Genomic DNA, 23,137 nt, shown 5'->3' with positions numbered 1-23,137 from the left:
AAGGACTTGGAGTGACAGATCTATCGCATTCGCGAGCAGGCTCGCTCCCACAAGGTTTGCGCTGTACCTGTGGGAGCGAGCCTGCTCGCGATGCAGACGACTCGGTCTAGAGCGGTAAATGCTCCAGCGGCAACACCCCCGGGGCCTTCACCGTGTGAATCGCAAAGTTGCTGCGGATGTCACTCACCCCCGGCAGCTTCAGCAATCGCCCGGTGAGAAACCGGTCATAGGCGCGCAAGTCCGGCACCACCACCTGCAGCAGAAAATCCGACTCCCCTGACACCAGAAACGCCGAAATCACCTCGGGCAATGCCGTTACCGCCAGGCGAAAGGCTTCGGCTTGTTCATCGTTATGACGCTCGACCTTGACCCCGACAAACACCGTCAGCCCCAATCCCACTTCATCGCGATCAAGATTGGCCTGGTAGCCGCGAATCACCCCCGCCTCTTCAAGCATCCGAACCCGACGCAAGCATGGCGATGCCGACAGGCCGATCTCGTCTGCCAGTTGCACGTTGCTCAGGCGGCCATCCCGTTGCAGCGCGGCGAGAATCTTGCGGTCGTAGGCGTCGAGTTTCATGGTTTGGCAGATCCTGATGGTTCAATCTTGATTAAGTGGCAGATTATGCCAATACACGACCCGATAGAAGCTGACAACGCAAGCACCTGCCCCGCCCTCCAGCCCTAGACTGGTACGACCAAATCGACAACGAACGGGGTGCAACATGCAAGGTCTCTGGCTGTTTTTCATGGCACTGGCAGTGGTCTACCTGTTGCCGGGGCCCGACATGATCCTGCTGTTGCAGACCGGTGCCCGCCAAGGCAAAAGCGCCGCGCTGGCCACGGCCGTGGGCCTGGGCATCGCCCGGGGTTGTCATGTGGCATTGGCGGCGCTGGGGCTGGCGGCACTGTTCAAGGCGGCGCCCTGGACCTTCGACGTGGTGCGCCTGGCCGGCGCCGCGTATCTGCTGTGGATCGGCATTCAGTGCCTGCGAACTACGATGCTGCCAAGCCTCACCAGCGCCGACGCAACCGGCGAAAAAACGCGCTGGGGTACAGCCATCCGACGCGGACTGCTGACCAACCTGCTCAACCCCAAGGCACTGCTGTTCTGCTCGGTGCTGCTGCCGCAATTCATCAACCCACAGGCCGGGCCGGTGCTCGGGCAATTTGCGACGTTGGGCGTGGTGCTGGTCGGCGTCGGTTTGCTGTTCGACAGCGCCTACGCTTTGATCGGCGCGGCACTCGGCCGTTGGCTGCAACGCAGCCCCTCAGCCCAGCGCCTGCAACAATGGTTGTTCGGCAGCCTGTTGATCGGTTTCGCCGTGCGGCTGACCTTTGTGCAACAGGCTTGAACCTCACTGCGCCTTGCGGCTGCGACGTTTGAACATCAATAGCGCGGCTGCCGCGAACACCACTACGCTACCGATCTGTAACGGCGTCTTGTACGGTCGCAAAGCCGAACGCGCAGCATCGGTGACTTGGGTCACGTAGCGTTTGTCGGCGTTCTCGAAGTCGGGGTACGGGCACTGGTGGCCGAAATCGGCGGCCCATTCCACGTAAGGCCCTTCTTTGACATAACGCTGATAAATCGCACTTTGCTCCTCGAGGCTGCTGTTCCACCCCGAGGCCTCGCACAGCACCGCCGCAAACGCCTGACTGGTGTGAGGCAAGTTATCCGCCGCCTTGCTCGCCAGCGCCGTGGCCACAAAACGATAGTGATAACGCTGATCTGGCTGGGCAGCGCTGGCCTGCTGGCGCTTCACTTCGTCCTCGGCCACCAATGGACCGACCTTGAGTTCGTCGTTTGCCAGGGTGAAGTTACCGCCGAAGGTGGCGTAGTCCGGCGCCATCTCGTAGCCCAGAATGTCCATACCCCACTCGCGGGCCGTCCAGGCCGCATTGAACAGCGCAGCGGCGCGACGGGTCGGCCACCAGGCTGAATCAGCCGCCAGACGTTGCTCGCCATACAATCTCGCCTTGTGCCGCAAGCCGTCATTGTCGAAGTATGCCGGCGCTTGCTCGTAATGCCCCTCGCGCAACAAACGCCGACCCAGCAGATTGCGCAGGCTCGCCGCCACCGGCAAGGGCACGTAGTTGTCGCGGTCCAGCTGACTGAGCGGCGGCGGTGCCGGTACTTGAGTGTCGACGTAGTGCTTGAGTTCTTCGAGGGTCAACACGCGCTCGGCAACGGTGGCGGCGTCGAACCAGTAAATGCTTTGGCTGCGATACAGCTGATCGAAGGCTTGCAGGTAATCCCCGCGTTGCAGGGCCAGGATCGCGCTTTCACCCTCGACCCGGCATTTGGGCTGGAGCGTTTCGTAATCATAGTCCGGGGTTCGGCGCTCGCCCCAGGACTCATTCTGCGGGAAGGCCTGGGCCGCTTTGGCATAGGCTGCGGCGGCCGCACTCTTATCGCCCTCGCGCACCGCCAGTTTTGCCCGCAACCACCAGGCCAAACCGCCATCGCCAGCATGCTCGAGGAAAGCCTTGGCGCTGGCGTAATCACCCTGTTGATAATTCATCGCCGCCAGGCGGTCGGCGTTTTCGAGACTGCCACGGGTACTGTTTTGCAGCAGCTTGATCATTTTTTGTTCGTTGGGCGGTTGATCGCCGAACGACCAACCCAACCGGCTGATCAGCGATGCGGTCACCAGTTGCTGCACTGGCTGGCCCTTGAGCAACTCGGCCACTTGATCATCCGGCAGCGTCATCAGGTCCGCCATCAACAGCTTCAGCGATTCGTACCCCACCGCGGAGCCGTGCAGATTTTGCGTGGCGTACAACTCGATGGCGCGGTTCCAGTCGCCGGCGGTGCGCACCACCCGGGCTTCTTCACCGAGGCTGGCGACACCCAGTTCCAGTGGATCGCTGAAGCCGTCGATGCTCAGTTGCCGGGCTTGCTCGAAGGCCTTGGCGGATTGTTCGAGCAGATCCGGAGCCGCATCGGCTTCGGCGCTCATGGCGAACAATGCGCGACCCAACGAGTAAGCCGCCCAGGTGCTGCGCGAAGCCCGTTGCTCGGCGGGTAGGGCCAGCACTTTCTTGAAATACCCGGCGGCCAAGGCAGGATCACCCGCGCCAAATGCCACGGCACCCGCCAGATACAGCCTGTGCTCAAGTGGCAGTTGCGCCCCTTCGGTTTCAACCTGACGGGGATCCGTCAGGCTGCGCAGGTGTTTCACCAACAGCTGTTGCTCGGCGGAAAGCCCCACCTGCTCGGCTTGATCGCGCAGCGCTACAAGGTCAGGTTCATCGCTGTTGTCGGCGCCAGCAGTGACGTTCTTCAACCCGTTGATGGCGTGGCCGAGGCGGCTGATTTCAAAGCTGAAGTTGCCTTCCGGCAGTTCCGCCAGCGACTGGCCTCGGTTATCCAGCAGGCGCATGGGGAAGTCCGGGCCGCAGGCCAGCGCCGAACCCAGCGGCAGGCTGAGGCTCAGGCAAAGCAAATGACGCGGCCAGTTACGGGTGAACATTCGAACCTCCTTGATCAATGTGTGCGCAGCGAGCCCAACCAATGGCACGCTGTCCGCCGGCCGGTATTCGGCCATCGCGCAGGCGGGTGAAGGTAAGCAGATCCGGACGCTGTTGCAACGCATAACCGGCCAAGGCATCAGCCCCCTCACAACCGCTGACCGCCAGTGTCAGGTGTTCGGGCCAGGCGCGGTCGAGGTTGCCCTGGTTGCTGATGCCGATGTCATAGAGGCCATTGTCGGCCGAGAGTTTCAGTTTCAATTGACTGTCGAGGACATCACCACGCGCCACGGCGCGCAAGGTGGTCAAGCTCCAGGCCCGACGGTCGTTGGCCAATGGCAGGCGAAACCAGATCAGGCCCGCCAGATGTTTCGGTGGATCGGCCCGCAACTCGGTGCCGAGGGTGCGCAACGACGACGGATCGGCAAGTAATTCCCGGCGCAAGCCTTCGCGCTCCAGCGTCACTTCGCTTTCCACAACAGGCGCGCCGCCCGCCGACGGCAGCAACGCCACGCCATAAGCCGGCAGCGCCAGATAGAAAGGTTTAGTCGTGACGCGGCTCCAGGCCTTCGCCCATTGCCGAGCCTGATCGGCATCAAACAAGCCACGACGCGGATCGCTCACCGCGTGCACCTGCAACACGCTGCTGTCGACTGTGGATAACAGCGCCGGCAGTTCGCGGCTGTCGAGCCAGGACGGCAGCGCCGTGATGCTCAGCGGCAGCGAGGTCGGCAACGCTTCGCGCAAATGCGCGAGAAATTTGCGGTACGACGGTAGCCGGGCGTTACCCGCATCGTGGTCGATTTCCACGCCAGCGAGGTTCAACCCTTGCCCCTGCCAATCGCTGATCACCTGCCGGATTTGCGCTGTGATCTCATCCTGATCCAGCGCCTTAAGCTGCCCATCCAGGCGAATCACCGCAATCACCGGCCGGCCATCACGCTTGAGCAGTGCCGGGTCAATCCGGGCCCGACTCCAGCCGGCGTAGGGGAAAGCCTGCAAGGCCAGCACCCGCAACGTCGAAAAATCGGCGCGGCTGTCCCGGAGGGCTGCGTCGTGGGCCGGCGTCCACTGCCGCTGCCAGACGTAAAGCTGTTGATCCAGCGGCGGTGCATCCTGTCTTTCGCAACCGGTGGTGAGCACCAGCGCCATCAGCAAGACCATCGAGCGAGTGAAAAAAACCATTGAAACGCCTGTTCCTGAAATGCAGAAAGGGCCTCTGCGGCCCTTTTTCGTTCTGCTCACTACCCTACCCAGCCATCGACCGACGGGCAATGTTCGCCTGCAATGATCTTCAGATATCGAGTACCAACGGCTGTGCCCCCTGCGCCGGAATCGCACAGCAAATCAGCACCTGTCCGTCATCCGGCACCTCGGCTGGCGGCAGTGGGTAATGCACCTGACCGCTGATCAAGCGCGTCTTGCAGGTGCCGCAGGAGCCGCCACGACAACTGAATTCCGGGCGCAGGCCACGGCTTTCCGCCAACTCCAGCAAGCTGCCGCCGTCTGGCTGCCAGCGCGCTTCCTTGGCCGAACGCTGGAACACTACGGGCACGGACGTGGTTGCGGCTGGCGGTTGCTCGATCACCACCGCATCGGGGTCCGGTCGCCGGCGCAAGGTGGACGGGCCGAAGGTTTCGGCGTGAATCCGCGAATCGCGAATGTCCAACTCGCGCAAGCCGTCGTACAGCGCCTGGGTAAAACTCCCGGGACCACAGACGACAAAATCCAGCTGATCGTAGTCCTCGACTGTCAGCAGATTCTTGAGCAGCGCGACGTCGATCCGTCCACTGAGGTCGAAGTCCTCTCCTTGTATCGCCTCGGCTTCCGGTTGACTGAGCAAACGCACCACCCGCACCGCGTCCCCGGCATCCTCAAGCAAGCGATCCAGCTCCCGGTGAAACGGCTGCTCGGCCAGCGTGCGCGAACTCTGGATGAACCATGTCGGCCGGATACGGCGGGTGCGCAATCCCTGGTAAACCACCTCCCGCAGCATCGACAACAACGGCGTGATGCCGACTCCGGCCGCCAGCAACACCAATGGCCGACGCTCATGGGGCGCCACGGTGAAATGCCCTTGCGGCGCCCGCGCTTCCAATAAGTCGCCGACACGAATCTGCTCATGCAAATGCGTAGACACCCTTCCGTCACGCTTCACGCTGATGCGGAAAAAATCATCGGACGGTGCACTCGACAAACTGTACGTGCGGATGTGCACATCGCCGTCAATGTTGAAGCGCAGGGGTAGATGCTGCCCGGCCTGGAACAGTGGCAACCCTGCTTCATCGGCAGGCTCCAGGTAAATCGAGCGAATGCTGTGGCTTTGCGCTTCAATCCGCGTCACCCGCAACGGCCGCCATTGATCGCCCAAGGCCTTGGCCTGCAAACGCGCCTTGGCCTGCTCCCATGTGCCGGTGAGCAAGCTGGTAGGTGAAACACCGTCGAAGCGCCAGCGCAACGACAGGGCAGCCGGGCGACGGACCACCTGCTCGACATCGATTGTCCACAGGCGCTCGGCTCCCTGGAACGCCTCGACCTGAGGACCATCAAGGATGATTTCGGTGCGCCCACGGAGCTGCAGCAAATCACCGGTATTGAAATCGATGAACAACAACCCGGCCCGGGGATTGAGCAGCAGGTTGCCTAGGGTGTTGAAATGCAGGTTGCCGGCGAAATCCGGAATGGTCAGGCGATTGCCTTCCACCTGTACGAAACCGGCCTGACCGCCACGGTGAGAAACATCCACCGAACGTTTGCCATCGACATCCACATAACTGGCAACGAAGAACGTGTCCGACTCGGCGATCATGACTTTGGCCGCGTCATCCAATTCGTTGAAATGCTGGGCGACACGCGTCGAGGGATCGGCCAGCGGCACCGAGCGAAACTGGCGCAACTGAATGTACTGCGGGCAATTGCCGAAGGACTGGTCCACCGTCACCGCGAAACCGCCCGTGGTCATGGCGCGGACATGCCCATTGATGCGGTTTCGGCGGCGGGTATGCAACTCGATGCCCAACAGGCCAATGGCCGAGCCGTCGCTCAACTGCGCGGGATCATCAAAGGCCGGCAGGCTGCGAAATTGCAGCAAGCCAGGTTCTGGCGAGTGTGCGAAACCGGGCTGACCTTCAAGAATGCTGGCCCAGGGATGACCGTCGGCATCCACCGCTGCGTACAGCATGAACGGTAATTGCTGATAGAAGGTGCGGTGCTGGTCCGGCATCTCGCTGCGAATCACCTTACGACCGAACGCCTCCATTCGTTCGGCAACGCCCACATGTGCCTGCAGTTGTTTCTCGCCGGCATGCCAGGGTGAACGGTCCATACGGTTTCTCCCTTGCGCCACTGGCGCAGTACGGGGTGGCCCGACAACACCGGGCCACCAGCATCAGGCAGTTTTTTGCAGACCGGCGACGGTGCGCGGCATGCCGACAAAACCCGGCAAGGCTTCGATGCGGGCCAGCCAGGCGCGAATGTTGGCGTACTCGTCCAGCGACACATTGCCCTCAGGCGCATGGGCGATGTAGCTGTAGGCGGCGACGTCGGCAATCGTCGGTTCAGTGCCGGCCAGATACGGCGTATCGGCCAGTTCGTGATCGATCACTTTGAGCACGGTATGGGCGTAGGCAATCACTTCCGCAGCGTTGTAAGGCGCGCCAAACACAGTGATCAATCTTGCCCGGGCAGGGCCGAAGGCAATCGGACCGGCAGCCGCCGACAACCAGCGCTGGACCTTGGCGGCCCCTACCGGATCAGCCGGCAGCCAGCGACCGTTGCCGTATTTTTGCGCCAGGTAAACCAGAATCGCGTTGGAATCGGCCAACACCACGCCTTGGTCATCAATCACCGGCACCTGACCGAACGCATTGAGCGCCAGAAACGCCGGTTGCTTGTGTTCGCCCTTGGCGAGGTCAACGAAGATCAACTCGGTCGGCAGTTTCAGCAGGGACAGCATCAACTCGACACGATGGGCGTGGCCGGAACGTGGGAAGTTGTAGAGTTTGATCGCTTGCATGGTCGAGACCTCGGGTGAGTGCTGCTGTTCAGGAGAAAGGTGGTCGTATCTTCTACTCACATCAAAACCAACAGAATCACCAGCCAACGCAATCTATTATTTCAGCGGGCGAAATAATTCAACGCGTGAGCGCCGGATGCTCGCGCAGGGTCTTCACCGCGAAATCGACAAAACTGCGCACCCGAGCCGGCGCTTTGCGCCCGCCCTGATAGACCACATGGATAGGCAACGGCGGCAGCTCGAAGTCGGCCAGAATGATTTCCAGCTCGCCGGCGGCCACCTTGCTCGCCACTTGATAAGACAGTACCCGCGTGAATCCCAACCCCAAACTGGCTGCCGTGATGGCCGCCTGATTGGCCGTCACCACCAGTCGCGGTTCAGCCCGGACACTCAGGGTTTCGCCGTCTTCAATGAATGGCCAACTCCTGAGTTGGCCGATAGCCGAGGTCGCGATAATCGGCGCCTGGGCCAGTTCCCGGGGATGCCTGGGCCGACCATGGCTGGCCAGAAACTGTGGCGAGGCGCAGATCACCCGCCGCACCTCGCCCACACGGATCGCATGCTGGTTGCTGTCGGGGAGTTCACCGATGCGGATGGCCACATCGACGCCCTCCTCGACCACGCTCACCACCCGGTCCACCAGCAGCGCGTTGATGCAGACCTCGGGGAATTGCGTCAGATAATTCACCATCAACGGCGTGACAAACAGCTCGCCAAACAAGACCGGTGCGGTGATGGTCAGTTGCCCACGGGGATAGATATGGCTGCCCGCAGCAGAGTCCTCGGCTTCCTGCACCTCGGCGAGAATTCTCCGACAGTCCTCCAGATATCGCTGGCCGGCCTCACTCAAATACACGCTGCGCGTGGTACGCGTTAGCAGTTGTGTGCCAATTCGCTTCTCAAGCGCCGCTACCGCCCGGGTAACGCTGGCCGCCGACAGACCCAAACCTCGCGCCGCCGCCGAAAAACCCTGCTCCTTGGCGACAGCAGCGAAGACCTGCATTTCCTGGAAGCGGTCCATGGGACTGTCCTCATTTCAGATAGATAAATCGCAACCGAAGAGCGAAAATTTAATCGCAAATGTTAAACACCATAGTTGGGCGCGCGACCATCAGGTAGATCAATGGGCTACTGCACTCTAGCGTCTGCACCGTAAAAACCAAGCGTGTCACAAACCTTAATTATTGATAATTAATGAGGATTATTTTCTTGCGACGGGTGCGACAGTTGGCAATTATCCTGATCAGCCCGCTGCAACGGCTAATGCCCGGTAGAGAAAAGAGAGCCATTGGTTCAGATTCCAAACCGCTTCAGGCAATGGCTTGCAGCGGACTCCATCAACTGCAGCAGAATTCCAGCCGGTATAAACAGGCGGAATATACGACTGCTCCTATACTACAAACCACCCTGTTACCTATTGGGTTTTTGGTAGGTACCTCGTTGAAGTTTTCTCTACTTAAAGTAAGGCGTTATGGGTTTTTAACGCTTTGACGGCTGTCCGTCGATTTGCTTTATGGATTCACTAAGTAGGGGAGAGTTGAACTTCAACGGCCTGGCTAACCTGTGTGACACAGCAAGGAGTTCGACAATGTTGCGCACTAACATTTCTGCTAGAGCACTGTCCGGTGGTTTGCTCGACGTGCTGATTCGTGCCGGGTTGATTACGGTGCTGGTACTGTTCTGCTTCCAGATCTTCCACCCGTTCCTCAACCTCATGCTCTGGGCAATGATTCTGGCCATCACCCTGTATCCGCTGCATGGGCTCATCAAGCGCAAACTGGTCAACAAGGACGGTCGTGCCGCCACCCTGATCGTGGTGGTCGCCCTGGCTTTGCTGATGGTGCCGATCTACCTGCTGGGCACCTCGATCAGTGAATCGGTCCAGGGCACCCTGGCGATCCTCAAGTCCGATACGATGCAGATTCCGCTCCCCAGCGAAAAAATCGCTTCCCTGCCGCTCATTGGCAAACCGCTCTACGGCTACTGGATGCAGGCTGCCACCGACATGAGCAGCGTGGTGATGAAGGTGATGCCCTATATCAAGTCTGTCGGCCTGACCTTGTTGGGCAAAATGGCCGACGTTGGCGTGGGCTTTCTGTTGTTCATCGGCGCCCTGATCATTGCCGGCGTGCTCATGGCCTATGGCGAAAACGGCGAAAGAAGCGCCATGGCCATCACCTCGCGCCTTTCCGGTCCAGAGCGTGGCCCTCGCATTACCGAACTCTGCACTGCAACCATCCGCGCGGTCGCCCAGGGCGTGGTGGGCATCGCGTTCATTCAGATGTTGCTGGTTGGCGTGGGCTTCGTGCTCATGGGCGTCCCCGGTGCCGGGCTGCTGGCCATGGTGGCGCTGCTGATGGGGATCATGCAATTGCCGGTACTTCTGGTGACCATCCCGGTGATCGCCTATGTCTTCGCCACCGACGGCACCACCTTGGGCACTGTCGTGTTTGGCATCTACAGCCTGATCGCCGGGATGGCCGACAACGTCCTCAAGCCGTTGATGCTGGGTCGTGGCGTCGATGTACCCATGCCGGTGATTCTGATTGGCGCCCTCGGCGGCATGGTAAGCGGCGGCTTCATCGGTTTGTTCATCGGGCCGGTTGCGCTGGCGGTGGGCTACCAGCTGTTCTGGCAGTGGGTCCAGGACCAACCGACTGTCGAGGCAATGAACGAGACACCCGAGATCGAGGCGTTGAACGAGACACCGAAGACAGAGGCAATGAACGACCAGCGTCCTGTTTGAGGAGTTTGCGCTTGATGCCACGCCCTGCTCGCATCAGCCGGCTTCTGCTCTGTGGCACCGTCGTCCTGGGGGGCTGCGTGCAATTGGGCCCGGATTTCCAGTCGCCGGCCCAGCCCTGGGTCGACCACTGGAACAGCCCGGCCCTGGAGATCGCCGGCCAACAACACGCGCAACCTGACAGCCGCCAATGGTGGCGCGTGTTCAACGACCCGGTGCTGGACCATTTGATGGCCGAAGCCGATGCCCACAACCCCGACCTGCACGTCGCAGGCCTGCGGGTCATGGAATCCCGCGCACAATTGGGCATCGCACTGGCCGGCCGCTACCCGCAATTGCAGCAGGCCAGCGCCGACAGCCTGTACCTGAACCGTCGGCAGTCGGGCGGCGCCAACCCTCAGGACACGCATTTCTGGCAACACAGCGTCGGCTTCGATATCGGCTGGGAGCTGGATTTCTGGGGGCGTTTCAGTCGTGCCATCGAGTCGGCCGACGCCTCCTGGTTTGCCGCCCAGGCCAACTATGAAAATGCCTTGGTGCTGTTGCACGCGCAACTGGCGCAAAACTACTACGCCTTGCGCACCGCCGAGGCGCGCCTGGCCATCGCCCGCAGTAACGCAAAATTGCAAAAACGCAGCTACGAGATCACCGAGCGCCTGTTCAACAGTGGGGCCGAAGCCGAACTCGACCTGCAACAAGCCAAGACCCAGTACCTGGGTACCCTGAGCACCATCCCGGAGTTCGAGAGCCAGGTGGCGAGCCTGCGCAATGCGTTGTCCACCCTGATCGGCCAGCCACCCGGCTCGATCCCTGACCTCAATCGCAACACCGGCTTAGTGCCGCTGCTCGATACTGCGGTCTTGCAGGATGTGCCGGCCAACCTGCTGGTACGGCGCCCCGATGTTCGTGCTGCCGAACTGCAAGTGGCGGCGCAGTCGGCATTGATCGGTGTGGCCGAGTCCGACCTGTACCCCTCCATCAGCCTGCTGGGCAGCATCGTCTGGTCCGCCAGCTCGCTCAACGCTGCGCCCAATACCCTCGACTTCGTGGCCGGCCCCAGTCTGCGCTGGGACATCTTCGACCACGGCCGAATCACCAACAACGTTCGCGTGCAGGACGCTCGCTTGCAGCAATTGATCGTTATCTACCAGGACAGTGTGCGCCAGGCGGCCCGTGAGGCCGACGATGCCGCGACCGGCTTGATCAAGGCGCTGGAACGCGACCTTATCCTCAGCGATGCATCGGTGGCAGCCGAACGTTCGGTGACCCTGGCCAACGCCCAATACCGGGAAGGCTATTCGGATTTCCAGCGCGTGCTGGATGCCCAGCGGGCCCTGTTTGCCCAGCAGGATATCTACCTGGTCAACCGTGGCACCGCCGTCAACAGCCTGATCGCCCTCTACAAGGCTTTGGGCGGAGGTTGGTACAGCGACCAGCCGATGGTCGACCCGGCCACCCGCAAACAAATGCAAGAACGGACCGATTGGGGCGATCTGCTCGACGAACCGAAGGAAAGTGCCCATGACTGACAGCCAACTACCGGCCGACGAGAAAGCCCCGGCACCCGCCGCCGACCCTGCGAAAAAAGCGATCAATTGGGTGGTGCTGCTGATCATCCTGAGTCTGGTCTGGTACCTGATGGCCGACCGTTACACGCCCTACACGCAACAGGCACGGGTGCAGGCCTTCATTGTACCGGTGGCCGCCGAGGTATCCGGTCGGGTGACCAAGGTGCATGTGCGCAACAACCAGGACGTCAAGACCGGCGAATTGCTGTTTGAAGTCAATCCGGAGCAGTACCAGATTGCCGTCGATCGCGCTCGCGCCGACCTTGAGTCGACCCGTCGCCAGGTGGGCGCCAACACAGCCGGCGTCGATTCCAAACAAGCGTCCCTGCGCGCGTCCCAGGCCAACGAGCTCAAGGCACGCCAGGACATCCAGCGGCTTGAACGCCTGTACAGCGAAGACCCGGGCACCATCTCGCTGCGCCGCCTGGAGATATCCCGCGCCACCCTGTCAGAATCCATCAGCCAGGTTGCCGCGGCCAAGGCCGAAGTGCAACGTGCGCGCGAACAACAGGGCGGTAACGAAGGCGAAAACGCCCAGTTGCTCAGTGCCGCCAGTAACCTTGAAAAAGCCGAGCTGGACTTGAGCAATACGAAGGTCCACGCGCGCTCGGCCGGCCTGATCACCGATCTGCGCACCGATGTCGGCCAGTTCGCCGCCGCTGGTGCTCCGGTGATGACTCTGATCGCCATCCACGATGTGTGGATCAGCGCCGACATGACCGAAAACAATCTGGGCAGTGTCCAGCCCGGGACGCCGGTATCCATCGTCCTCGACGCCCTGCCGGGGGAGATTTTCAAAGGCCATGTGCGCAGCGTTGGCTATGGCGTTGATATCGGCCAGACCACCCAGCCGGGCAGCCTGCCGAAAGTGGAGAACAGCCGCGATTGGCTACGCCCTGCCCAACGCTTTCCGGTCATCATCGAATTCGAGCCCGGTGAGTTGACCGGCCCGCAAGGCATTCGGTCCGGCGGGCAGGCCGAAGTCATGGCGTTCCCGAGTGAAAGTAACCCGCTGAATATCCTGGGTCGCCTGTTCCTGCGCGTGATGAGCTGGCTGTCCTATGCGTATTGAGCGCCCGCCCCGGGTTCAGCGCGCCCTGCGCCTGAGCTTCGGCACGGCGCTGTGCCTGGCGGCGAGCTTTGGTCTGGCCCTGCCCATCCCGTTCCTCTCGCCGATGCTGGCGCTGATGATGCTGGCAGCGATGAACCGGCCTTTGCCGTTCAAGGCCAGCCTGGGTCTGATCCTGATCCTGATGCTGACCACCGGGACCGGCCTGCTGCTCATTCCTCTGCTGCGTTACTACCCGTTCAGTGGCGTGTTGCTGGTCGGACTGTGCCTGTTCCTGGCCTTCGGTTATGGCCTGCGCGGCGGCAACCCTCTGGTAGCGACTTTCCTGGTGGTGGGCCTGACCTTGATCAGTTCGGCCGGAACCGCCGAATTCGACCTGGCGCTTGAGGTGATCGTGGCCCTGGTCAAAGGCTTGTTCCTGGCCGTCACCACGCTGACCATCAGCCATTGGCTGTTTCCCGACCCCGCCAGTGCCCCCGCGGCCAAACCCGACCCGAGCCTTACTCCAACCGAAAGCGGTTGGCTGGCGCTACGGGCCACGCTGGTGGTGCTGCCGACGTTCCTGCTGGCCATGATCGACCCGGCCAGCTATCTGCCGATCATCATGAAAGCCGTCAGCCTCGGCCAACAAAGCTGCGCGACCAGCGCCCGCACCGCCGGCCAGGAATTGCTCGGCTCGACTCTGCTCGGTGGCCTGATGGCGATTCTTTTCTGGTGCGCGCTGAGCCTGTTCGTCAACCTGTGGATGTTCTTTCTGTGGATGTTGCTGTTCGGTTTGCTGGCGTCCAGAAAACTCTATGGACTGGCCCGGACCCGACAACCACCGAGTTTCTGGCTCAACAGCCTGGCGACCCTGATCATTCTGCTGGGCCAATCGGTGCAGGACAGTGCAGCGGGCAAGGATGTCTACACCGCCTTCGCCATCCGCATGGGCCTGTTCATCCTGGTGACCTTGTACGCCTGCGTCATGGTCCATCTGCTGGACACGCGGCGCCAGCGTCGAATTACGACCGCCTAGAAACAGAAAAACCCCCTGAAAAGGGGGTTTTTCATCTGTGGATAACTTATTCCACAGTGACCGACTTCGCCAGGTTGCGAGGCTGGTCAACGTCGGTGCCTTTGAGCACGGCGACGTAGTACGACAGCAGTTGCAGCGGGATGGTGTAGAGAATCGGCGACAGGATGTCGTGGATGTGCGGCATGTGCACCACGTGGGTGCCTTCACCGTTGGTCATGCCGGCCTTCTCGTCAGCGAAGACGATCAACTGGCCACCGCGGGCGCGGACTTCCTGGAGGTTGGACTTCAGCTTCTCCAGCAGTTCGTTGTTCGGCGCCACGGTCACCACTGGCATGTCGTTATCCACAAGCGCCAACGGGCCGTGTTTCAGCTCACCGGCCGGGTAGGCTTCGGCGTGGATATAGGAGATTTCCTTGAGCTTGAGCGCCCCTTCCATCGCCACCGGGAACTGCGCGCCACGGCCGAGGAACAGCGTGTGGTGTTTCTCGGCGAACAGCTCGGAGATTTTTTCCACGGTGCTGTCCATGGCCAGCGCTTCGCCCAGACGGGTCGGCAAACGACGCAGTTCTTCGACCAGCGTCGCTTCGACACCTTTGGCCAAGGTGCCACGAACCTGGCCCAGGGAAAGCGTCAGCAACAACAGGCCAACCAATTGCGTGGTGAAGGCTTTGGTCGATGCCACACCGATTTCTCGACCGGCCTGGGTCAACAGGGTCAGATCGGACTCACGCACCAGCGAGCTGATGCCAACGTTGCAGATCGCCAGGCTGGCGAGGTAGCCCAGTTCCTTGGCGTTGCGCAACGCGGCCAGGGTGTCGGCGGTTTCACCGGACTGGGAAATGGTCACGAACAAGGTGTCCGGCTGCACCACCACTTTGCGGTAGCGGAATTCGCTGGCGACTTCGACCTGGCAAGGAATGCCGGCCAGCTCTTCGAGCCAGTAACGCGCGACCATGCCGGCGTGGTAGCTGGTGCCGCACGCGACGATCTGTACGTTACGCACTTTGGCGAACAGTTCGGCCGCCTGTGGGCCGAATGCCTGTACCAGGACCTGGTTCTGGCTCAGGCGACCTTCCAGCGTGCGCTGCACCACGGATGGTTGCTCGTGGATTTCCTTGAGCATGAAATGGCGGAACTCGCCCTTTTCAGCGGCTTCGGCACCGTCGCGATACTGCACGGCTTCGCGCTCGACAGCCTTGCCGTCAACGTCCCAGATCTGCACGCTGTCGCGGCGGATTTCGGCGATATCGCCTTCTTCCAGGTACATGAAGCGGTCGGTGACCTGACGCAGGGCCAACTGGTCGGATGCCAGGAAGTTTTCCCCCAGGCCCAGGCCGATCACCAGCGGACTGCCGCTGCGGGCTGCGACCAGACGATCAGGTTGCTTCGAGCTGATCACTGCCAGGCCGTAAGCACCGTGCAACTCTTTAACGGTCGCCTTGAGGGCTACGGTCAGGTCGCGCAGATCCTTGAGTTTGTGGTTCAGCAGGTGGGCGATGACTTCAGTGTCGGTGTCCGAAGTGAACACGTAGCCCAAAGCCTTGAGTTGTTCACGCAGGGCTTCGTGGTTTTCGATGATGCCGTTGTGCACTACTGCCAAGTCACCGGAGAAATGCGGGTGAGCATTGCGCTCGCACGGTGCGCCATGGGTGGCCCAGCGCGTGTGGGCGATGCCCAGACGACCGACCAGCGGCTCGGTGGTCAGTGCCTGCTCCAGCTCACTGACCTTGCCCGGACGACGCAGGCGCTCGAGTTTTTCATCGTTGGTGTAGACCGCCACACCAGCGCTGTCATACCCACGGTATTCGAGGCGCTTCAGGCCTTCGACGAGGATGGCGGTGATGTTACGTTCTGCGACTGCGCCGACAATTCCACACATGCTATTTCTCCTGACTGACAGCCGCGCAAATCAAAGTGATGCCGCGGGCCTGAATCTGATCGCGAGCCTCAAGTGGCAGGCGTTCATCGGTAATAAGGGTATGGACACTGCTCCAGGGCAGCTCCAGGTTGGGAATCTTGCGGCCGATCTTGTCGGCCTCCACCATCACGACTACTTCGCGGGCGACTTCGGCCATGACCCGGCTCAGCCCGAGCAGTTCGTTGAAGGTGGTTGTACCTCGAACCAGATCGATGCCATCGGCGCCGATAAACAGCTGGTCGAAGTCGTAGGAGCGTAGTACCTGCTCGGCAACCTGCCCCTGAAAGGACTCGGAATGCGGGTCCCAGGTACCACCGGTCATCAACAGCACCGGTTCGTGTTCAAGTTCGCTCAGGGCATTGGCGACATGTAGCGAGTTGGTCATCACCACCAGGCCGGGTTGCTGTCCAAGTTCCGGGATCATGGAAGCGGTGGTACTGCCACTGTCGATAATGATGCGCGCATGCTCGCGAATCCGCCCGACAGCGGCACGAGCAATGGCTTGCTTATACTTGGAAACCGGCTGACCAAGGTCCGCGACCAGTTCCTGAGGCATGGTGATCGCCCCGCCGTAACGACGCAGCAACAGGCCATTGCTTTCAAGCGCCGCCAGATCCTTGCGAATCGTAACTTCCGACGTTTCGAAGCGCTTGGCCAACTCATCCACACTGACTTCGCCCTGCTCATTGAGCAAGGCGAGGATGTTGTGACGACGCTGAGGTGTGTTGCGCTTCGACATGAGCTGACAAGTTTCGTTTCGAAAGATAACGGAAGCAATCAAAACCTATCAACGAAACTTCGTCAAGCGCCATGCGATAAAAAGAGCTGTGGATAAAAGCATCGCGGGCAAGCCCGCTCCCACAGGATGGCGAATACTCCTGTAGGAGCGGGCTTGCCCGCGAATGCAATGGATCAGCCTGTGAATAACTTCAGACGATCATCCACATGTGGATAACTCAGCTCTTCTTGACCTTCTCTGGACGCTTCCAGCCATCAATGTTCTTCTGACGCCCACGTCCGATAGCCAACTGGGATTTATCCACAGTCGAGGTAATGGTCGAACCGGCCGCCGTGGTCGCACCGTCCAGGATATCCACAGGCGCTACCAAGGAGTTGTTGGAACCGATGAACACGTCTTCACCCAGCACGGTTTTCCACTTGTTGGCACCGTCATAGTTGCAGGTAATGGTACCGGCACCAATGTTGGTGCGCGCGCCCACTTCGGCATCGCCCAGATAAGTCAGGTGACCGGCCTTGGCGCCTTCGCCAAGGTGAGCGTTTTTCAACTCGACGAAGTTACCCACATGCGCCCGGGCTTCCAGAACAGTACCTGGACGCAGACGCGCAAACGGGCCGGCATCGCTGCCTTCACCCAGAACGGCACCTTCGATATGGCTGTTGGCCTTGATGACCACGCCTTTGCGCAGGGTGCTGTCCTTGATCACGCAGTTCGGACCGATCACCACGTCGTCTTCGATGACCACTTTGCCTTCGAGGATGACGTTGATATCGATCAGCACATCACGGCCTACGGTCACGTCTCCGCGTACATCGAATCGTGCCGGGTCGCGCAGCGTCACACCTTGAGCCATCAAACGGCGACCGGCGCGCAATTGATAATGCCTTTCCAGTTCCGAAAGCTGCTTGCGATCATTGGCACCCTGCACTTCCATGGCGTCGTGCGGTTGCTCGGTGTCCACCACCAGACCGTCGCTCACGGCCATGGCAATGATGTCGGTCAGGTAGTACTCGCCCTGGGCATTGTTATTGGAGAGTCGACTCATCCAGTCGCCAAGACGGGCAAAAGGCAGCGCCAGAATGCCGGTATTGCCTTCGGTGATTTTGCGTTCGGCTTCGTTGGCATCTTTCTGTTCGACGATGGCCGTCACTTTACCAGCGTCATCACGAACGATGCGGCCGTAACCGGTCGGATCATCCAGTTCGACGGTCAGCAAGCCCAACTGCTGTGGTCCCACCTTTTTAAGCAGGCGCTGCAGGGTGTCGACCTCGATCAACGGCACATCGCCGTAGAGCACCAGTACGGTGTCGGCCTGAATGAACGGCACGGCTTGAGCAACGGCGTGACCGGTACCCAACTGTTTATCCTGCAGGACGAAATTCAGATCATCCGCCGCCAGGCGTTCGCGAACAGCATCGGCACCGTGACCGATCACGACGTGGATGCGCTGTGGATCAAGTTGCCGGGCGCTGTGGATAACATGGCCGAGCATGGAGTTGCCGGCAATCGGGTGCAAGACTTTCGGCAAAGCGGAACGCATGCGCGTGCCTTGGCCAGCAGCGAGAATAACGATTTCAAGAGACATGACTGGCTACCAATCCTGGGTGGTCAGCGGCTGCGACCAGGTTGTAAAAATCGGAAAAGAAAAAAGGGTAGCCGAGGCTACCCTTTTTAATCAATCACACAACAAGTACGGCCTTAGTGGCCGAACTTCTTGCGGATCTGCTGGACGGTGCGCAGCTGAGCTGCAGCCTCGGCCAGACGTGCGGCAGCAGAACCGTAATCGAATTCCGCGCCCCGCTCATGCAGGGCCTTCTCGGCAGCCTTGACGGCTTCCTGAGCGGAGGCTTCATCCAGGTCGGCAGCACGTTGCACGGTGTCGGCAAGAACCTTGACCATGTTCGGCTGAACCTCGAGGAAACCACCGGAGATGTAATACACCTCCTCTTCCCCGCCCTGCTTGACCAGGCGGATCGGACCTGGCTTCAGATTAGTGATCAGCGGCGCGTGACCCAGGGCGATACCAAGATCACCCAGTGCACCGTGCGCAATCACCATCTCGACCAGACCGGAAAAGATTTCTCCTTCCGCGCTGACGATATCGCAATGGACTGTCATAGCCATCTGATTGCCTCAACCTAAATTAGCGCCCGTTGCCGGGCGCCGGGATTACAGTTTCTTGGCTTTTTCGATCGCTTCTTCGATGCCGCCAACCATGTAGAACGCTTGTTCTGGCAGGTGGTCGTAGTCACCGTTGAGGATGCCTTTGAAGCCAGCAATGGTGTCTTTCAGGGAAACGTATTTACCCGATGCACCGGTGAAGACTTCAGCCACGAAGAACGGCTGCGACAAGAAGCGCTGGATCTTACGAGCACGGTTTACCAACTGCTTGTCGGCTTCCGACAGCTCGTCCATACCCAGGATCGCAATGATGTCCTTCAGTTCTTTGTAACGCTGCAGAACGTACTGAACGCCGCGAGCGGTGTCGTAGTGGTCCTGGCCGATCACGTTCGGGTCCAGCTGGCGCGAAGTCGAGTCGAGTGGATCGACCGCTGGGTAGATACCCAGGGAAGCGATGTCACGGGACAGAACGACGGTAGCGTCCAAGTGGGCGAAGGTGGTCGCTGGCGACGGGTCGGTCAAGTCATCCGCAGGTACGTATACCGCTTGGATCGAAGTGATCGAACCTTCCTTGGTCGAAGTGATACGTTCTTGCAGAACGCCCATCTCTTCAGCCAGGGTCGGCTGGTAGCCTACTGCGGAAGGCATACGGCCCAGCAGTGCGGATACTTCAGTACCGGCCAAGGTGTAACGATAGATGTTGTCGACGAACAGCAGAACGTCGTTACCTTCGTCACGGAACTTCTCGGCCATGGTCAGGCCGGTCAGTGCTACGCGCAGACGGTTTCCCGGCGGCTCGTTCATCTGACCGTAAACCAGTGCCACTTTGTCCAGAACGTTGGAGTCCTTCATCTCGTGGTAGAAGTCGTTACCCTCACGGGTACGCTCACCCACACCGGCGAACACGGAATAACCGCTGTGCTCGATGGCGATGTTACGGATCAGTTCCATCATGTTTACGGTCTTGCCTACACCGGCACCACCGAACAGACCGACTTTACCGCCTTTGGCGAACGGGCAAACCAAGTCGATAACCTTGATGCCGGTTTCCAGCAGGTCGTTGCCGCCTGCTTGTTCAGCGAACGAAGGCGCTGGACGGTGAATGCCCCAACGCTCTTCAGTAGCGATAGGACCAGCTTCGTCGATCGGGTTGCCCAGAACGTCCATGATCCGGCCCAGAGTCGCTTTACCGACCGGTACGGAGATGGCTGCGCCAGAGTCGACAACGTCCAGACCGCGCTTCAAGCCTTCGGTAGAACCCATCGCAATGGTACGAACCACGCCGTCGCCCAGCTGCTGCTGAACTTCCAGGGTGGTCCCGGCCGCGCTTTGTACAGTCAGCGCGTTGTAGATGCTCGGTACGCTGTCGCGTGGAAATTCCACGTCGATAACGGCGCCGATGATTTGAACGATACGTCCGCTACTCATAGCTGGATCCTCTGAATATTTGAACCGTTAAACCGCGGCAGCGCCGCCGACGATTTCCGAGATCTCTTGGGTGATCGCAGCCTGACGCGCCTTGTTGTAGACCAGCTGCAAATCGCTGATCAAATCACCGGCGTTGTCGGTAGCGTTCTTCATCGCGATCATCCGCGCAGCTTGTTCAGCCGCGTTGTTCTCGACCACCGCCTGGTAGACCTGCGACTCCACGTAACGGACCATCAAGCCGTCCAGCAGCTCCTTGGCATCCGGTTCGTAGAGATAGTCCCAGTGGTGCTTGAGGTCTTGATCCGGGGTCGCCACCAGTGGAATCAACTGCTCCACGGTAGGCTGTTGCGTCATGGTGTTGATGAACTTGTTGGACACCACGGACAGGCGGTCAATACGGCCGTCCAGGTAGGCATCCAGCATCACCTTGACGCTGCCGATCAGATCATTGATCGACGGCTCTTCACCCAGGTGGCTGATAGCTGCAACGACGTTACCGCCGAAGTTACGGAAAAAGGCCGCACCCTTGCTACCAACGACACACAGATCGATCTCGACGCCGTTTTCGCGGTTTACCGCCATGTCCTTGACCAGGGCCTTGAACAGGTTGGTGTTCAAGCCGCCGCACAGACCACGGTCACTGCTCACTATGACATAACCAACACGCTTGATTTCGCGGTCGATCATGAACGGGTGGCGGTATTCCGGGTTGGCGTTGGCCAGATGCCCAATTACCTGGCGGATACGCTCCGCATAAGGACGGCTAGCAGCCATGCGCATTTGTGCCTTGCGCATTTTGCTGACCGCCACTTTTTCCATGGCGCTGGTAATCTTTTGCGTGCTTTTGATGCTCGCAATCTTACTGCGAATCTCTTTTGCGCCTGCCATGTAACACCTATCAGGTTAGCAAGCGGGAGCCTTGCGACTCCCGCTGCGGCTTACCAGGTTTGGGTGGCCTTGAACTTCTCGATACCGGCTTTCATGCCAGCGTCGATCTCGTCATTGAAGTCACCTTTCACGTTGATCTTCGCCATCAAATCGGCGTGATCGCGGTTGAAGAAAGCAATCAGCGCTTGCTCGAAGCTGCCGATCTTGGCGATTTCAACGTCAGTCAGGAACCCACGCTCAGCGGCATACAGCGACAGCGCCATGTCAGCGATCGACATTGGTGCGTATTGCTTCTGCTTCATCAGCTCGGTAACGCGCTGACCATGCTCAAGTTGCTTACGGGTCGCTTCGTCCAGGTCAGAAGCGAACTGGGCGAATGCCGCCAGTTCACGGTACTGAGCCAGAGCGGTACGGATACCACCGGACAGCTTCTTGATGATCTTGGTCTGAGCGGCACCACCCACACGGGATACCGAAACACCGGCGTTCACTGCAGGGCGGATGCCCGAGTTGAACATGGCCGATTCCAGGAAGATCTGACCGTCGGTGATGGAAATCACGTTGGTCGGAACGAACGCGGAAACGTCGCCAGCCTGGGTTTCGATGATCGGCAGTGCGGTCAGGGAACCGGTTTTGCCGGTCACTGCGCCGTTGGTGAACTTCTCTACGTATTCTTCCGAAACGCGGGATGCGCGCTCCAGCAGACGGGAGTGGAGATAGAACACGTCGCCTGGGTAAGCTTCACGGCCTGGTGGACGGCGCAGCAGCAGGGAAATCTGGCGGTAAGCCACTGCTTGCTTGGACAGATCGTCATAAACGATCAGCGCGTCTTCACCGCGGTCGCGGAAGAATTCACCCATGGTGCAACCGGAGTACGGTGCCAGGAATTGCAGCGCAGGAGATTCCGAAGCACTGGCAGCCACGATGATCGTGTTGGCCAGGGCGCCGTTTTCTTCCAGCTTGCGAACCACGTTGGCGATGGTCGATTGTTTCTGACCGATTGCTACGTAGACGCAGAAAATGCCGCTGTTCTTCTGGTTGATGATCGCGTCGATCGCCAGAGCGGTTTTACCGATCTGACGGTCACCGATGATCAGCTCACGCTGGCCACGGCCGACAGGGATCATGGCATCGACAGCCTTGTAGCCAGTCTGTACAGGCTGGTCTACCGACTTACGCCAGATCACGCCTGGAGCAACTTTCTCGACCGCGTCGGTCTCGGTGTTGCCCAGTGGACCTTTGCCGTCAACAGGGTTACCCAGTGCGTCGACTACGCGACCCAGCAGTTCCTTACCAACCGGAACTTCCAGGATGCGGCCAGTGCACTTGGCGCTCATGCCTTCAGCCAGAGACTGGTATGCGCCCAATACAACGGCACCTACGGAGTCTTGCTCCAGGTTGAGGGCCATACCGAAGACGCCGCCCGGAAACTCGATCATCTCGCCGTACATTACGTCGGCCAGACCGTGAATCCGCACGATACCGTCAGATACGCTGACGACAGTGCCTTCGTTACGGGCTTGGGAGGTCACATCGAGCTTGTCGATGCGGCCCTTGATAATTTCACTTATTTCGGAAGGATTGAGTTGCTGCATTGCTCTGCTGCCCCTTCAAACTCAAGATTTCAATGCTTCGGCAAGTTTCGCGATTTTGCCGCGAATCGAGCCATCGATAACCAGGTCGCCGGCGCGGATGACGACACCACCAATAAGGGCAGCGTCCTCCGCAACTTGCAGGCGCACTTCCCGGTTGAGTCGTGCACTGAGAACCTTGGCGAGTTTGTCTTGCTGTTCTTGGTTCAATGCGAAAGCACTGGTCACTTCAACGTCTACCGACTTCTCTTGTTCGGCCTTGTACAGGTCGAACAGAGCGGCGATCTCCGGCAACAGCGGGAGACGGTCGTTTTCGGCAACGACGTGGATGAAGTTCTGTGCCTTGGCATCAAACTTGTCGCCGCACACGTCAATGAACGTGGCGGCCTTTTCTGCGCTCGTCAGTCGCGGGGCCTTGAGCACGCGCTGCATGGTGTCGTCTTCCGACACCGCTGCAGCCAGGCCGAGCATGGCTGACCAATTGGCCAGTTGCTGGTGGGCCTGAGCGTGCTCGAAGGCCGCCTTAGCGTAAGGTCGGGCCAACGTGGTCAGTTCTGCCATGAT

19 protein-coding genes are annotated in these 23,137 nt (G+C 60.0%); 5 read left to right on the top strand and 14 right to left on the bottom strand.

Features of this window, described 5'->3' with window-relative positions:
- Positions 1-106 precede the first annotated feature (106 nt).
- Positions 107-580, bottom strand: coding sequence for an Lrp/AsnC family transcriptional regulator (locus KGB07_RS08165; RefSeq protein ID WP_057712676.1), 474 nt, complete (start codon positions 578-580; stop codon positions 107-109).
- A gap of 145 nt (positions 581-725) precedes the next feature.
- On the opposite strand from KGB07_RS08165, the gene KGB07_RS08160 reads away from it, so the two are divergent.
- Positions 726-1,355 (top strand): LysE family translocator, encoded by a 630-nt coding sequence (locus KGB07_RS08160; RefSeq protein WP_046038815.1) that lies wholly within the window; start codon positions 726-728, stop codon positions 1,353-1,355.
- A gap of 3 nt (positions 1,356-1,358) precedes the next feature.
- On the opposite strand, the gene KGB07_RS08155 is transcribed toward KGB07_RS08160, so the two are convergent.
- The 5 genes from KGB07_RS08155 to KGB07_RS08135 form a co-directional block, all read right to left on the bottom strand.
- Positions 1,359-3,476 carry a hypothetical protein gene (locus KGB07_RS08155; protein WP_223465175.1) on the bottom strand — a complete coding sequence of 706 codons (2,118 nt, stop codon included), beginning with the start codon at positions 3,474-3,476 and terminating at the stop codon, positions 1,359-1,361.
- On the bottom strand, positions 3,463-4,659 hold the full coding sequence (locus KGB07_RS08150; protein ID WP_223465173.1) for a DUF3142 domain-containing protein: 1,197 nt from the start codon (positions 4,657-4,659) through the stop codon (positions 3,463-3,465). Before KGB07_RS08150 ends, KGB07_RS08155 begins: the two co-directional genes overlap by 14 nt.
- Positions 4,660-4,768: 109 nt before the next feature.
- Positions 4,769-6,799, bottom strand: a complete 2,031-nt coding sequence (locus tag KGB07_RS08145; RefSeq protein ID WP_223465172.1) for a pyridoxamine 5'-phosphate oxidase family protein — start codon at positions 6,797-6,799, stop codon at positions 4,769-4,771.
- Positions 6,800-6,862: 63 nt separating this feature from the next.
- Positions 6,863-7,489, bottom strand: coding sequence for a glutathione S-transferase family protein (locus KGB07_RS08140; RefSeq protein ID WP_223465171.1), 627 nt, complete (start codon positions 7,487-7,489; stop codon positions 6,863-6,865).
- Between the two features lie 118 nt (positions 7,490-7,607).
- Entirely contained in the window at positions 7,608-8,510 is a 903-nt protein-coding gene (locus tag KGB07_RS08135) for a LysR family transcriptional regulator (RefSeq protein WP_223465170.1), read from the bottom strand.
- 567 nt (positions 8,511-9,077) lie between these two features.
- Between KGB07_RS08135 and KGB07_RS08130 the strand changes: the two genes are divergently transcribed.
- From KGB07_RS08130 to KGB07_RS08115, 4 genes are read left to right on the top strand one after another with little or no spacing between them, the layout of a single operon-like run.
- Positions 9,078-10,235 carry an AI-2E family transporter gene (locus KGB07_RS08130; RefSeq protein WP_046038806.1) on the top strand — a complete coding sequence of 386 codons (1,158 nt, stop codon included), beginning with the start codon at positions 9,078-9,080 and terminating at the stop codon, positions 10,233-10,235.
- A gap of 14 nt (positions 10,236-10,249) precedes the next feature.
- Positions 10,250-11,761: an efflux transporter outer membrane subunit gene (locus KGB07_RS08125; RefSeq protein ID WP_223465169.1), complete on the top strand. Its 1,512-nt coding sequence runs from the start codon at positions 10,250-10,252 to the stop codon at positions 11,759-11,761.
- The gene (locus KGB07_RS08120; RefSeq protein WP_223465168.1) at positions 11,754-12,872 is read left to right on the top strand and encodes an HlyD family secretion protein; all 1,119 of its coding nucleotides are present in this window, start codon (positions 11,754-11,756) and stop codon (positions 12,870-12,872) included. Before KGB07_RS08125 ends, KGB07_RS08120 begins: the two co-directional genes overlap by 8 nt.
- Positions 12,862-13,887, top strand: a complete 1,026-nt coding sequence (locus tag KGB07_RS08115; protein WP_046038802.1) for a DUF2955 domain-containing protein — start codon at positions 12,862-12,864, stop codon at positions 13,885-13,887. Before KGB07_RS08120 ends, KGB07_RS08115 begins: the two co-directional genes overlap by 11 nt.
- 46 nt (positions 13,888-13,933) lie before the next feature.
- Here KGB07_RS08115 and glmS read toward each other — a convergent pair whose 3' ends face one another.
- From glmS to KGB07_RS08075, 8 genes are all read right to left on the bottom strand, one after another.
- The gene (glmS, locus tag KGB07_RS08110) at positions 13,934-15,766 is read right to left on the bottom strand and encodes a glutamine--fructose-6-phosphate transaminase (isomerizing) (RefSeq protein ID WP_046038800.1); all 1,833 of its coding nucleotides are present in this window, start codon (positions 15,764-15,766) and stop codon (positions 13,934-13,936) included.
- A 1-nt stretch (position 15,767) separates the two neighbouring features.
- A complete protein-coding gene (locus tag KGB07_RS08105) occupies positions 15,768-16,544 on the bottom strand; it encodes a DeoR/GlpR family DNA-binding transcription regulator (RefSeq protein WP_046038798.1) in 777 nt (258 codons plus the stop codon).
- A 217-nt stretch (positions 16,545-16,761) separates the two neighbouring features.
- Positions 16,762-18,129, bottom strand: a complete 1,368-nt coding sequence (gene glmU / locus KGB07_RS08100; RefSeq protein WP_223465167.1) for a bifunctional UDP-N-acetylglucosamine diphosphorylase/glucosamine-1-phosphate N-acetyltransferase GlmU — start codon at positions 18,127-18,129, stop codon at positions 16,762-16,764.
- 113 nt (positions 18,130-18,242) lie between these two features.
- Positions 18,243-18,668 carry a F0F1 ATP synthase subunit epsilon gene (locus KGB07_RS08095; RefSeq protein WP_007969909.1) on the bottom strand — a complete coding sequence of 142 codons (426 nt, stop codon included), beginning with the start codon at positions 18,666-18,668 and terminating at the stop codon, positions 18,243-18,245.
- A gap of 45 nt (positions 18,669-18,713) precedes the next feature.
- Positions 18,714-20,093 carry a F0F1 ATP synthase subunit beta gene (atpD, locus tag KGB07_RS08090; protein ID WP_008045671.1) on the bottom strand — a complete coding sequence of 460 codons (1,380 nt, stop codon included), beginning with the start codon at positions 20,091-20,093 and terminating at the stop codon, positions 18,714-18,716.
- Positions 20,094-20,120: 27 nt separating this feature from the next.
- A complete protein-coding gene (atpG, locus tag KGB07_RS08085) occupies positions 20,121-20,981 on the bottom strand; it encodes a F0F1 ATP synthase subunit gamma (protein WP_223465166.1) in 861 nt (286 codons plus the stop codon).
- A 50-nt stretch (positions 20,982-21,031) separates the two neighbouring features.
- The gene (gene atpA, locus KGB07_RS08080; protein WP_030132553.1) at positions 21,032-22,576 is read right to left on the bottom strand and encodes a F0F1 ATP synthase subunit alpha; all 1,545 of its coding nucleotides are present in this window, start codon (positions 22,574-22,576) and stop codon (positions 21,032-21,034) included.
- Between the two features lie 21 nt (positions 22,577-22,597).
- Complete coding sequence (locus KGB07_RS08075; protein WP_008045680.1) at positions 22,598-23,134, bottom strand: F0F1 ATP synthase subunit delta; 537 nt, start codon at positions 23,132-23,134, stop codon at positions 22,598-22,600.
- Positions 23,135-23,137 lie beyond the last annotated feature (3 nt).

The organism is Pseudomonas sp. GL-RE-26, from assembly GCF_019956275.1.
Taxonomy (GTDB): domain Bacteria; phylum Pseudomonadota; class Gammaproteobacteria; order Pseudomonadales; family Pseudomonadaceae; genus Aquipseudomonas; species Aquipseudomonas grandcourensis.
The sequence above is the reverse complement of the archived record's forward strand: the minus strand, read 5'-3'. Positions and strand labels throughout refer to the sequence as shown.

What these genes read in the sequence shown, in the direction of transcription:
- KGB07_RS08165 (WP_057712676.1), bottom strand. Translation starts at nt 580, where the DNA reads ATGAAACTCGACGCCTACGACCGCAAGATTCTCGCCGCGCTGCAACGG.
- KGB07_RS08160 (WP_046038815.1), top strand. Translation starts at nt 726, where the DNA reads ATGCAAGGTCTCTGGCTGTTTTTCATGGCACTGGCAGTGGTCTACCTG.
- KGB07_RS08155 (WP_223465175.1), bottom strand. Translation starts at nt 3,476, where the DNA reads ATGTTCACCCGTAACTGGCCGCGTCATTTGCTTTGCCTGAGCCTCAGC.
- KGB07_RS08150 (WP_223465173.1), bottom strand. Translation starts at nt 4,659, where the DNA reads ATGGTTTTTTTCACTCGCTCGATGGTCTTGCTGATGGCGCTGGTGCTC.
- KGB07_RS08145 (WP_223465172.1), bottom strand. Translation starts at nt 6,799, where the DNA reads ATGGACCGTTCACCCTGGCATGCCGGCGAGAAACAACTGCAGGCACAT.
- KGB07_RS08140 (WP_223465171.1), bottom strand. Translation starts at nt 7,489, where the DNA reads ATGCAAGCGATCAAACTCTACAACTTCCCACGTTCCGGCCACGCCCAT.
- KGB07_RS08135 (WP_223465170.1), bottom strand. Translation starts at nt 8,510, where the DNA reads ATGGACCGCTTCCAGGAAATGCAGGTCTTCGCTGCTGTCGCCAAGGAG.
- KGB07_RS08130 (WP_046038806.1), top strand. Translation starts at nt 9,078, where the DNA reads ATGTTGCGCACTAACATTTCTGCTAGAGCACTGTCCGGTGGTTTGCTC.
- KGB07_RS08125 (WP_223465169.1), top strand. Translation starts at nt 10,250, where the DNA reads ATGCCACGCCCTGCTCGCATCAGCCGGCTTCTGCTCTGTGGCACCGTC.
- KGB07_RS08120 (WP_223465168.1), top strand. Translation starts at nt 11,754, where the DNA reads ATGACTGACAGCCAACTACCGGCCGACGAGAAAGCCCCGGCACCCGCC.
- KGB07_RS08115 (WP_046038802.1), top strand. Translation starts at nt 12,862, where the DNA reads ATGCGTATTGAGCGCCCGCCCCGGGTTCAGCGCGCCCTGCGCCTGAGC.
- glmS (WP_046038800.1), bottom strand. Translation starts at nt 15,766, where the DNA reads ATGTGTGGAATTGTCGGCGCAGTCGCAGAACGTAACATCACCGCCATC.
- KGB07_RS08105 (WP_046038798.1), bottom strand. Translation starts at nt 16,544, where the DNA reads ATGTCGAAGCGCAACACACCTCAGCGTCGTCACAACATCCTCGCCTTG.
- glmU (WP_223465167.1), bottom strand. Translation starts at nt 18,129, where the DNA reads ATGTCTCTTGAAATCGTTATTCTCGCTGCTGGCCAAGGCACGCGCATG.
- KGB07_RS08095 (WP_007969909.1), bottom strand. Translation starts at nt 18,668, where the DNA reads ATGGCTATGACAGTCCATTGCGATATCGTCAGCGCGGAAGGAGAAATC.
- atpD (WP_008045671.1), bottom strand. Translation starts at nt 20,093, where the DNA reads ATGAGTAGCGGACGTATCGTTCAAATCATCGGCGCCGTTATCGACGTG.
- atpG (WP_223465166.1), bottom strand. Translation starts at nt 20,981, where the DNA reads ATGGCAGGCGCAAAAGAGATTCGCAGTAAGATTGCGAGCATCAAAAGC.
- atpA (WP_030132553.1), bottom strand. Translation starts at nt 22,576, where the DNA reads ATGCAGCAACTCAATCCTTCCGAAATAAGTGAAATTATCAAGGGCCGC.
- KGB07_RS08075 (WP_008045680.1), bottom strand. Translation starts at nt 23,134, where the DNA reads ATGGCAGAACTGACCACGTTGGCCCGACCTTACGCTAAGGCGGCCTTC.